This window comes from Vibrio iocasae (genome assembly GCF_042245395.1).
Taxonomy (GTDB): domain Bacteria; phylum Pseudomonadota; class Gammaproteobacteria; order Enterobacterales; family Vibrionaceae; genus Vibrio; species Vibrio iocasae.
Map to the genome: position 1 here is coordinate 909,960 of NZ_CP145310.1, position 11,770 is coordinate 921,729.

Annotated in this window: 10 protein-coding genes; 4 read left to right on the plus strand and 6 right to left on the minus strand. The window is 42.0% G+C overall.

Annotation, left to right across the window (positions count from 1 at the left end; genetic code table 11):
* Positions 1-88: 88 nt before the first annotated feature.
* Together SNR28_RS04090 and SNR28_RS04095 are read left to right on the plus strand one after the other, a co-directional pair.
* Entirely contained in the window at positions 89-1,186 is a 1,098-nt protein-coding gene (locus SNR28_RS04090; protein WP_375749749.1) for an autoinducer 2-binding periplasmic protein LuxP, read from the plus strand.
* On the plus strand, positions 1,186-3,732 hold the full coding sequence (locus SNR28_RS04095) for a LuxQ periplasmic sensor domain-containing protein (RefSeq protein WP_375749750.1): 2,547 nt from the start codon (positions 1,186-1,188) through the stop codon (positions 3,730-3,732). The genes SNR28_RS04090 and SNR28_RS04095 overlap by 1 nt, the downstream gene beginning before the upstream one ends.
* A gap of 59 nt (positions 3,733-3,791) precedes the next feature.
* Here the strand turns inward: SNR28_RS04095 and SNR28_RS04100 are convergent, their stop codons facing one another.
* The 4 genes from SNR28_RS04100 to yccS all read right to left on the minus strand — a co-directional run bounded on the left by SNR28_RS04100 (position 3,792) and on the right by yccS (position 7,387).
* A complete protein-coding gene (locus tag SNR28_RS04100; RefSeq protein WP_375749751.1) occupies positions 3,792-4,451 on the minus strand; it encodes a PilZ domain-containing protein in 660 nt (219 codons plus the stop codon).
* 101 nt (positions 4,452-4,552) lie between these two features.
* Positions 4,553-4,873, minus strand: a complete 321-nt coding sequence (locus SNR28_RS04105) for a hypothetical protein (protein ID WP_375749752.1) — start codon at positions 4,871-4,873, stop codon at positions 4,553-4,555.
* A gap of 59 nt (positions 4,874-4,932) precedes the next feature.
* The gene (locus SNR28_RS04110) at positions 4,933-5,100 is read right to left on the minus strand and encodes a hypothetical protein (protein ID WP_375749753.1); all 168 of its coding nucleotides are present in this window, start codon (positions 5,098-5,100) and stop codon (positions 4,933-4,935) included.
* Positions 5,101-5,239: 139 nt separating this feature from the next.
* Positions 5,240-7,387, minus strand: coding sequence for a YccS family putative transporter (gene yccS / locus SNR28_RS04115; protein WP_375749754.1), 2,148 nt, complete (start codon positions 7,385-7,387; stop codon positions 5,240-5,242).
* 186 nt (positions 7,388-7,573) lie between these two features.
* On the opposite strand from yccS, the gene helD reads away from it, so the two are divergent.
* Together helD and SNR28_RS04125 are read left to right on the plus strand one after the other, a co-directional pair.
* Positions 7,574-9,658: a DNA helicase IV gene (gene helD / locus SNR28_RS04120; RefSeq protein WP_375749755.1), complete on the plus strand. Its 2,085-nt coding sequence runs from the start codon at positions 7,574-7,576 to the stop codon at positions 9,656-9,658.
* A 20-nt stretch (positions 9,659-9,678) separates the two neighbouring features.
* Positions 9,679-10,047: a VOC family protein gene (locus SNR28_RS04125; RefSeq protein ID WP_375749757.1), complete on the plus strand. Its 369-nt coding sequence runs from the start codon at positions 9,679-9,681 to the stop codon at positions 10,045-10,047.
* An 83-nt stretch (positions 10,048-10,130) separates the two neighbouring features.
* Here SNR28_RS04125 and SNR28_RS04130 read toward each other — a convergent pair whose 3' ends face one another.
* Together SNR28_RS04130 and torT are read right to left on the minus strand one after the other, a co-directional pair.
* Positions 10,131-10,586, minus strand: a complete 456-nt coding sequence (locus tag SNR28_RS04130) for a methylglyoxal synthase (protein WP_375749758.1) — start codon at positions 10,584-10,586, stop codon at positions 10,131-10,133.
* Positions 10,587-10,675: 89 nt separating this feature from the next.
* Complete coding sequence (torT, locus tag SNR28_RS04135) at positions 10,676-11,713, minus strand: TMAO reductase system periplasmic protein TorT (protein WP_375749759.1); 1,038 nt, start codon at positions 11,711-11,713, stop codon at positions 10,676-10,678.
* Positions 11,714-11,770: the final 57 nt, after the last annotated feature.

Sequence of the window (11,770 nt, forward strand, 5' to 3'; positions counted from 1 at the left end):
ATGCATAAAAAATAGTGATAAATTGGTAACTCTCCTTTATATTTGAAGTAATAACAAATAAAAGTCTCCTAAGAACTCTGGGGGTAAAGTGAAGAGAAAAACCAAGCTTTGTGCGGCGCTCAGTCTCCTGTATTCTTCATTCCTTTTTAGTGCAGAGCACATAAGCAGCTATTGGGGATACCAATCCTATTTGGAAGCGTTCCCTCATCAAGAGTTACTTACCAAGGCATTCGATGAAGTTGTCCGGGAAACGCCTGTTCCAATTGCTATGTCGAATAAAAATCCGATAACCATTTCGGTGGTTTATCCTGGTGAGCAGGTCTCGGATTATTGGCGAAGAAACATCAAAGCCTTTGAGCTGAGATTAAATGAGCTCAACATCAACTACGAGCTTGTACAGGTGTTCACAAAACCCAATGCGGATACCAGACAGCAAAGTATCTCTCTGAATAACGCATTAAAAAGTAATACTGACTATCTTATATTTACGTTGGATACGAGCAGACACAAAAAGTTTATTGAACATGTGTTACATACGTCTAAAACCAAGTTAATCCTGCAAAACATTACCACTCCAGTTAAAGGGTGGGAGAAGAAGCAGCCGTTTTTCTATGTGGGGTTCGACCACGAAACAGGCACACTCGCGCTGGCCGACTACTTTAAAGCAGTCCTTCCTGAGAAGTCTGAGTATTCCGTACTTTATTTTTCTCAGGGTTACATCAGTGACGTTAGGGGGGATACCTTTATTAAGTCGATGAATAGCAGCGGTGAGTATATTCTAAGCTCTTCATTCTATACCAAAGCCAACAAACTGAGTGGGTATAGAACGACTAAGTTAATGTTAGAAAAAAATCCAAATATCAAACTGATTTACGCTTGCTCTACCGATATTGCACTAGGAGCGGTAGATGCACTCAAAGAACTCGGTAGAACGGACATCAAAATTAATGGCTGGGGTGGTGGTTCTGCAGAACTTAACGCATTAAAATTAGGCGATCTTGATGTCACTGTGATGCGTATGAATGATGATACTGGAGTAGCGATGGCCGAAGCGATAAAGTGGGATATGGAAGGTAAAGCCACACCTACAGTCTATTCCGGTAGTTTTGAATTAGTGACTAACGATGACAGTCCAGAGAGAGTGGAGCACTTGAAACAGTACGCATTCAGGTATTCAGACAGATAATGAGCCAACAGAAACAATCTAAGCTTACAATGGCGAACCTTACGGTTCGCTTGTTAATGATGGTGTTCTCAGTACTGATGCTGGTTTCTCTGTTTTTTAGCTACCAATTCAGTACTGCAGCCGTTAATCAGGAAGTTGAGCGCAGTCTTCAACAAACGTCATCACTTATTCAAAACCTATTTGATTATAAACTTGCGTCAATACAAGCTTTACAAAGTAGTCAATCCAAGGCATCGACTTTGCTTGGGTACGTGGAGTCGGGCTCCGTCCGAAAAACAGATGACTACTTTGTCGCTGCTGAAAAAGCCGATCTGAGTAGCACTCCAGATTTTCGGTTTATTACCCGAGGTAACGGGATTTTTTGGGATGATGGAAACTCACCTTTCTTCGGTATATCTCAAGCAAAGCTGGTTGATTTTTCCAAGGCGATTACTTTTCACAACACCTGGCACTATACATCGGTAGAAACGGAAATAGGTGATATTCAAGTACTTGTCCGTAAGTCTCCGATCGTTAACGACGCGAATGGTGAAGTTGTTGGAACACTTTTCATCGGTATTGTTCTCGATAACAATTACGCGCTGGTTGAGCATCTTAAGACGGCTAGTAACACACAGGACGTCGTATTAGCGATCAATAACATTCCAGTGGCTTCGACCATCCATTTTGACAAAGATTTCTATGAGAGTCTTTTTCGCTCTACAGAATCGGGTGAAAGCCTGATCGGTGATTATCTTTATAACAAAGTAAATCTTAAGATTGGAGGGGTAGAGACACCACTCGATGTTTATAGTATTCAAAACAATCAGAACATTCTGACGCTAGAGAAGAACTTTAAACTGAGCTTTGTTTTTTCTGCTGTATCAATTTTTCTTGCTGCTGTCGTGGCGCGGTTGCTAATCCAACGGAAAATAAATGGTGAACTCAACCAACTTATGGTTTACACCCAAAGTGCTCGTGAGAGTAGGGATATTAAACCATTTTCTGGTTCATCGGTTTACGAATTTGACCATATAGGTTTAACACTCGAACATACGTTTGAAGAGTTAATTGAGAAGGAAAAATCTTTTCAGGATCTTTTCAGGTTTGCTGTATCTCCGATATTCATTTGGGATCAAGACCTAAACATCATGCGAATGAACCCGGCCGCAAAAAAGGCTTTTACTCATGAATCGGTATTTAGCGAGGCGTCATTCGAAGCATTTAAAACTTCAGTTCATAGGAAGTTACTTACCGTTAAGGGCGGAGCTACCTTATCGGGTACAAACATCAATATCGGTGATACCGTTTATCGGTGGAACATCTCTCCAGTAGTCATGGAAAACGGTGTTCACTCGATAATTGGTCAGGGACAGGATATTACCACGCTTATCGAAGCGGAGAATCAAAGTAACCTCGCGAGATTGGAAGCCGAGAAATCTGCCAGAGAGCGGGCAGACTTCCTAGCCCGAATGAGTCATGAAATTCGCACCCCACTTAACGGAATTTTGGGTATTTCGTCCATTCTTAAGAAGACCTTGAAAGAACCGGAACAAGAAGAAAAAGTCGATGTACTGGTGCAAAGCGGCGAACATCTTCTTGCTGTATTGAATGATATCTTAGATTTTTCCAAGATTGAGAAAGGTAAATTTAAAATTGTTCACAATGACTTCATGTTGAGCACCGTTGTTGAATCAATCGAGAACATTTACCGTCCACTCTGTTTAGACAAAGGCATCAAACTCAAAGTGGCTAGTGCGAATGAACAAGAGGTTTTTGTTCGTACTGATCAGGTTCGATTAAACCAGATTTTGTTCAATCTTCTGAGTAACGCAGTAAAATTTACTCATATTGGGCATATCAAGGTAAGCGTAAAACTAGATAGTATGCTTCCGGGATATACCGACCTTACAATCTCGATTGAAGATACCGGAATAGGTATTTCAGAGAAAAACCTAAGCCACATCTTCGAACCTTTCGTGCAGACAGAGAAAACATCGACGCGTGAGTATGGCGGAAGTGGCCTTGGTTTAGCGATTGTTAAAAGTCTTGTTGATATGCTGGATGGTGAGATAGACATCGTGAGTTCTGAAGGGTTCGGTACTCAGATATCATTGAAACTGCCAGTTGAGATCATTGACAAGAACAATGTGCAAATCAAAGAAGACCTATCGGAATCTTATACCGCGTTTTTGGGTAAACATTTAAAAGCGCTTATTGTTGAAGACAATCAAACTAACGCATTTATCGCGAAGACATTCTGTGAAAAATTCGGAATTGAAGTCGAGTGGGCGAAAGATGGTTATAAAGCAATTGAGATTCTGAAAGAGACCAAATTCGACATTATTTTAATGGACAACCAAATGCCCAACTTAGACGGTATCGATGCGACCGCAATAATAAGAAGTATGGGTATTGATACACCCATCATTGCTTGTACTGCGGACGGTTTTGATAGCACCAGACAAGCCTTCCTAAAGGCAGGGGCGAATTATGTGTTGGTGAAACCGATCAAAGAAGCGCAGTTTGCTGAAGCACTCTCTTTTTACAAAGAAAACTTTCTATGATGGCAAAGCTTTTCCGGACAGCTCATCAAGCTGTCCACCAAACTATTTTCCAAATTAAATTATTCGCCAAAAATTGCTTTGTCGATGATTTCGTATTTTAGTTTATCCGACATCTTTAACTCAGGCTCAAACTTGATGCCCAGAAAAGTTTGATTTGTGTACTTACGATAGTTCACAACGATGCACTTTGGAGATTCTTCCGGATAGTTTTCTAAAAAGGTATTTATAGCGACTTCGTCGTCTTTGGAGATGTTTAGCGCTTTGTTCACAACCAAACCGCAACCAGACATAGATAAGTCTCTCAGTGTCGCTTTATATTCAAGTTCCTCGTGAGTCACTTTCACCGGCAGGTTCATTTTTATTCGTTTGTTGGAGCGAATTGGCTTACTTTCGAAACTGTATGGCAGTTTAAGATACATAAGCCATGTTGGACGTGAAGAGACAGTAATGATTTCGGTTTTAAAAGCAATAATATCGCCTAGCTCAGTATCAGTCACTCCTCGCACAACAATGCGAGCGTTACTTGTTTTCCGGGTGATGAGGTCTTCTACCGCTTTAGAGGGCAGGTCAAGAATGATGAACTGGCCTTCCTTAATGCCAACTAAATTGCATTGAAAAGCGTAGTCATCTTTTGGACCAAACTTAATGACAGCCGCCAACTTCATTCCAAACTCGAGATAATCTTTTATCTTATCCGTCTGATTTATTGTTAATTCCATATATAGCCAAACTTCTTTTTATTCTAGGGCTAGATTAGACGGAATTAACCGTAAAGGGTAGGGTAAATGTCAAATTCTAAAGGATGAATGGATATAAAGATTTAGACGTGGGTGTCGAGAAGTGTGCCTATGACCTCATTTGAACGCTGTACAACATTGACTCCGGCTTGATTGTAGGTTTGCGCCTGATTGAGTTTAACCAGCGATTCTTCATAGGACGCAGCTTTCTTTTTTTCCTCTTCTCTGATGGCTTCTTTTTGTTCGACTTCTTGTTCTTTTTCGATATCAGAAGGCCGCTCAAGCTTGTTAAACTCGAGATCTTCACGAGAGTTTTTCTGCGCGATTTCGTTTGCAGCTTCTTTGGCAAGATTCTGGGATTGGTTTATAAGAGCATAACCGGATTGAACCGATGATACAGACATAGATATTTTCCTTAGCGCTATATCTAAAGCCTAATATTAATTGCTCAATAGTTCAAATATTAACGGAAAAGACTTGATATCATATCCAGCTCTTCATCGGTAACAAGGGGCTGTTCTTCAGATTCGCTAGCGAGTTTAGATGCAATTTGACTCTGCAATGCAATTAATTGTTCAACGCTAAGCTGAACGATTTGAGATTGTATCTGTTCAAATTGATGTAGGCTCATCTTACTATCCTTTACGACCAAGTTTTCATTTGGTTAAGGGAATAGTAAGTAAGTTTGTCTGACAAAATGTAAGAGTAATGTCAGCGATTTGATCTTTTGTGTCAGAAACTCACTCGTTTTCCAAGCTATTACTGTGCTCTTATGCTTTACAGGAGGCGAAGTCGTTCGCCAACTTATGTAACTCAGGCATTATTCTGAGTATCAAATGAAGTTGTTGCAGAACGAGTTCTGCGGAACGTTCATCCGCGCTATGCCATTCATTTAGGCGAGCCTCAAGTTCATAAGCGTCTGCGATTGGCTGGAAGTTTTCACAATCGTTGTTAAGCTGACTGCTTAACATTTCAAGCCGTTGATGGATGCTTCGGTGAGCATCCAGAATAAGTTGGTGTGTTACCTCGTCATTAATACGCGACCGATGTGCTCCCATCGCGGAGATATAGCTCAGTAAGGCATGATTTAATGTTAGGAAGCGAAAGCTTTCTCCTTTTGCAGATTGATACCGACCTGGCTCTGACAACATATTGTTAATCGCCGAGCTGAGATTGGCACTGTGAGTGTGGGCGTTCCTGCGAGCAATTCGATATTGAAGGTCATTTTGTTTTCCTATCCGATACTGTCCAATTATCTGGGCCAGATAGAGCTTATTAGCGTTAACGGATTCCGCCATCACCTTGTGAAGCCGTTTTGATTGCCAGTCTGGAAGAATAAAGGTAACTGCAAGAACCGAGAGCACACAACCAATCAAGGTGTCAGCAAGCCTTGGCAATATGACCGCGTAACCTTCACCTAGCTGGTTGAAACAGAATAGAACAAGAACGGTAATAAATGCAGTTGCATAGCTATAGTTGTTTACTCTGAAAACAAAGAATGCGACACCAGAGAGCACAATGAACACGAGCTGAGATATCTGGGAAGGGAACAGGGAAAGCAATAAACTGCCAGTCAACAGACCGACCACTGTTCCGGCGACACGCGAAACCAATTTTTGCTTTGTTGCACTGTAGTTCGGCTGACAAACAAAAAGTATGGTTAGCAAGATCCAATAACCGTTCTCAAGATTAAACTGCTGAATGACGGTGTATCCCGCTACGAGCGCTATAGAAAGCCTTAATGCATGTCGGAACAAGAGAGAACCTGGATTTAGATTAGAATGAACTCTTTCCCACATTGCAGCAAAGGTATGTGCTTCTGTATCTTCAAGTAACTCGTCACCTTGAAATTCAACTGCATCGGGGTTGCTTATATTGGCAAGTTGCTTTTCAACCATGCTTAAATTATTGAAAAGGTATTGTATCTGAAGTACCGCAGTTTGGATTTCTCTTGAGCCTCCATTGTCCAGATTTTCAATAGATTGTTTGAGTTCCTCAAGTGCGATACTGCTTTTATCAGAGTGTTCATAAGCAACACCTAGACCAATCGCTTTCGATACGTCGAGGCAAGCTTTGGATTGCAACTCTATCACGTGCTTGAATCGAAACAGCACGTCACTGCGCATGAACAAGCTAGCAAGTTCCTGATATCTATAATGACTAGAGCTTATTCGCTCATGAATATCTTGTGCGATAAAGTAGGTATTAAGAAATCTATCTGTTGTACTGTCAACATGACCTCGCTTGGAGCGAGACAAGAATGTCGCTTTACACTCATTTAATGCCTGAACAGTTTTCGCATTCAAATTGGCTTCCTTAATGCGAAGCGGTTGTGGCGTTAGTTTTTCAACGGGATGAAAAAGCTCGCGTTTCACATCCATGTAAGTTGAAATCTGCACAAACACATTTGCCAGACTTTGTTGAACGGGTTTTAGTGGAGATAAAGTTAGCCAGATTAATGATGATATAAAATACCAGATGGCTCCTGTAATAAGCAGTAACGGCTGAAGCCAATAGTTTGTGCTCTGGTGTGCACCGAGCATGGTGTAGATAGCAATAAGCAGTGAACCAAATGCGATTTTTGCGTATCGGGGTCCGATGGCGCCCAACATGATAAAACCTATCGTCGATGTAAAAAGGCCTAACGCAAAAAGGATTGGATGAGCAAACAGAATCTCTATCGATAAAGTCGCAACTAAAAAGCAAATCACCGTGATGGTTTGTGCGCGCAACCTTCCTGAAAAATTATCGTCCGATTCTGCTAACGCTGCTGCGATGACACCCAGAATCATTGGAATCATATAATCGGAACTATCGAAGTACCAGCAAGGTACGATGACTCCAAGAAGCGCAAAGAGGATCAAAGCACCATAGTGAAATGCCTGGTGGTTCCAGTAACGGTGGAAATGGGTTAACAAGGTTTTCTGCTTTTTAGGTGATAAAACTGATAGGGCTTAATTTATCAAATTTATAAGGCCAAAGCAGAAAAATTTCATAATAACAGTTGGTTGTTAGACTGATTTGTTACTATGTGACTTCAATTCAGTCAAAATATTACGTATTCTGGTGGTTTCGATTTTTAGTGAACTTTCCGAGAACCCGATATGCGTCTGTGTGCTAGTGAACTGGCCAATTTCTTTATTCAGGAAGAGTACAGAGAGGTCGAGATTCAGCCTGAATGGCTGATCATATCTTCTACAAAAAGCGAAGAGCGAATTCCATTCTCTATCTGGGATGGAAGTGTCGTTCTTAAGCGAGGGCTTTTATGGGGTACACTGACGTTTTACTCGCATGTTAGCGACGGAAAAAGGTTTGCCTGGGCGGTTCAGGGGTTACCCTGGAATGAATGCAAGTCTTTTGCCCGAGAGGCAATTGAACTCTATCAGACATGGCACCAAGAACAGTGTAAGCAACTTAATCAAAAACTGCCTGAGTGGCAGTCGTCATTGCAACTTCTCATCAAGCAACCCTCTTACCTTACTCATTCGAGCCTTGATGTATGGCGAGCAAAGGTCAGCAAGGAGATGGAGGAGATAAACACAACACTGGCAGAAGCCTTGCTAAGGCAACCTTCAAAACTTGAGCTGATAGCCGACTGGTTAGAAAATGATGAAGAAAATCTTGAACAACGAAATGTTGAATGGTTAGAACGAGAAAGGGAGAACTGGGCTGTCTTGTTCGCACAGGTAGAAAGTTCTCCGCTCAACGTGTCTCAGCAACAAGCGGTGCTGATAAACGATGACCATAACCTGATACTTGCCGGAGCAGGAACGGGCAAAACAAGCGTCCTTACCGCTCGTATAGCCTACTTGCTTCAGAGTCACCTTGCGCAGGCGGAAGAACTGCTCATGCTTGCATTTGGTTCAGATGCTTCCAATGAGATGCGAGAACGACTTGATGACAGGGTGGGGTTAGCTGCAGAAAAAGTATCGGTTCAAACGTTTCATAAACTCGGCTTAATGATTCTAAATACGGTAGAAAACGAACGCGTTAAAATCTGTCCTCAAGCAACAGATTCGAAATTAAAACAGGTATGGTGTAGCGAGTGGTTAAAGCAACACTGGACTAATTCTGCCAACTTTAAACGCTGGCAAAAACACCTATCAAAATGGCCAATTGCATACTTAAAAGGTGACGACGAACTGGGTGGCCAAACGGAAAACCCTAAACTTATTGCGTGGCTGGAATCTCAACTCGATCAATTATGTATGCTTCACCTCGGCAAGAAGCAACTGCAGGAAAAAATCGTCGTTCACGATGACTATTCTCGTTTAAATAGTGAGTTGTCACTCGTTTGGCCTTGTTATCAGGCCTGGCAGCAAATGCTAAAAGATCGGAACCAGATTGATTTTTATACCATGATTACCAAAGCGACTTCTTATGTACAAAAAGGCAAATTTAAGTCTTCATGGAAGTACATCATGGTTGATGAGTATCAGGATATTTCACCTGACAGGCAGGCATTGCTCGAAGCGCTGTGCAGTCAAAAAACAGAATCAAATGATGGTCTGGTTAAAAGTCCGTCTTTGTTTGCCGTTGGTGATGACTGGCAGTCCATATATCAGTTTACAGGGTCTTATGTTGATCTTATTACTGAGTTTTCTGACCGATATCCCAACTCGACGGTACGTTATCTCGACACAACCTACCGTTTCAACAATCAAATAAGCGATGTTGCCAGCCAGTTTGTACAGAGCAACCCTAAACAACTGTCGAAAGAGATGGTCAGTCACCGGCAACAAAAGCAGAAAGCCGTTTACGTGATGCCAGCTAAGAGCATCGAAAAAGAGCTTAAGGCATTGAATAACAAAGCTACGATGGTTAAAAGTGTTCTGCTATTGGGGCGAAATCATTATCACAAACCCGAAGAACTAAAAGACTGGAAGAAGCAATTTGCTGATCTAAACATTCAGTTTATGACCTGTCATGCCAGCAAAGGAAAAGAAGCAGACTACGTGTTTATCCTGAACGTTGATGAAGGTCAGTTCCCGTCAGCACCTCGTCAACCTCATTTAAACGCTGTACTTGTTCAATCTTCCGACACGTTTGCGCACGCTGAGGAACGAAGGCTTTTCTACGTCGCTTTAACTCGAGCAAAAGAGAAAGTATGGGTGACTTACGAAACGAGAGAATCTGAGTTCGTGAATGAGTTAGTTACTCAGGACTACGCTATAGTTAAAAAGAGATAGAAAATCATCGGAGTATAGTCATGTCTGATCAAATACATCCTGAACATGGTTCAATCAACTACATCGAATATCCAGCGTCAGATTTTGAAAGAACGAAGGCATTTTTCTCTCAGGTTTTCGACTGGAAATTTACCGATTATGGTACAGAATATACCGCTTTTCACGCAAACGGATTGATGGGCGGTTTTTATCTTTCTGAACATGCATGTGCTCAGGAGCATGGTGGCGCTCTGCTTGTCTTTTATAGTGAGAGCCTGGAAGAGACCATGGTTACTATCCAACAACATGGTGGGGTAATTAGCAAGGATATATTCGCCTTTCCCGGAGGGCGCCGGTTCCATTTTGTCGAACCTAGCGGCAATGAAATGGCTGTGTGGAGTGACAGGTAAAAGGCGTCACTAGAATAAGGAAAGGGAGCGAAATCGCTCCCTTTAATGTTTGAGTTAAGTTATTGCCTTAGATAAGGGGATAACTACAAACGCTCTTTCAGATAAGCATCATAATCTGGAACTTCTACATCCACTTCTTTATCAAGAAGCGAAGATTCAAACAAGAAGTTTGCAGAGGCGCGGTTTGTTGCTGTTGGAATATTCCATACACTTGCGATACGTAGTAACGCTTTTACATCTGGATCATGCGGTACCGCGTTCAGTGGATCCCAGAAGAAAATCAACATGTCGATTTTGCCTTCTGAAATGAACGCACCAAGTTGTTGGTCACCACCCATCGGGCCACTGATCATACTCTTGATGGCTAAGCCTGTTTCTTTACTCAACATGCTTCCAGTTGTACCTGTTGCGTAAAGGAAATGACCCTGGAGCTTAGTCTTGTTTTCTTTTACCCAACGCAGAAGGTCTGGCTTGCAGTTGTCATGAGCAACAAGTGCAATGTGTTTATGGGCCGGTAAGGTTCGTGTTGTTTTTTGCATTATTTCATTCCATTAATTTTTCAGGCATATTCTGCCAGTGAAAATTCCTTGTTGACTAGTCTGATATCAAATTTCTGACACAATATTGTTTAGTTGCTTGCACTTTCAACAGCTGAGTTACTATTAATGTCGTTTTGTACACTAAAAACCGGTCGATATCCAAGAGGTGATAACGAGTCCTTAATGTCCGTGAGTCTTATATTTTCTGGCGTTAGCTTTTCTATCACTGGAGAAAGTGACATTTCGTAGGGCTGATCGTCAAAGAAGCTAGCAACCTGCTGTATAGAATAGCGCCCTTGCAGAACCATTTTGTCGGTCGATGCAAACTCGACTTTATTTCTCAAAAGCCCTCGATATACACCATGACTGAGGTACGTCGAAATCAAGCCGATATTTTGATGCTCCGGTGCTTTTCTTATCTCACTGATGGCCGCTTCAATAGAAACTGCGCCACCAACAATATAATCGATGTCAGGGAGCTCTAATACACGCTGAGCGAGATTGCGCTGTATCTCTTTATCGTTGTCGCCCCAGTAGGTGCTGATAATGTTTACATCTGAATCATCAAGCGCATCGTAAAAGCCTTGTGTAGCAGGCTTAGTCCCGCCACTGAAACGCGGGCCAAGCAACCAGGCGACGTTAACCGTACCGCTATCTTTAGGGTGCTTTTGAGCAAGGTATTGGCCTGCGTTGTAGCCCATCCAATACCAGTCGACGCCAACTTCACCTTCAAACTGAGGTCGGTCTTTGACACCGATATTCAGATGATTGACCGTAGCAAACAGGGGAGTGTCACCAATTAACTGGTTGATCTGGTCTAGATACGCGTTTGGCGACACTGTACCGAGAATAATTGCATCTGCACCCCACTGATAACAGGAGGCGAGTTGCTGTCTCTGTTTGTTAACGTTGGGGTAGCCTCCTGACTCAAGAACTTTTAGCTCCAACCCGGCAGCTTCTGCTTCCATGACCATCCCATAATTTACTGACAACCAATAGGAATCTTTAAGGTGTGGGTAGATAGTACAAACTTTATTCGAAGCAAATGCTAAAGCGCTGTTTAAAAACAAGCCGCTCAGAATTGCCATTGAAAAGACGTTTCTCACTCTTTTTACATTCATTTCCACGAGATCATTGGTTTCGGTTTCAATACCCTGCAGAATATACCGTATTAGAACTATTAT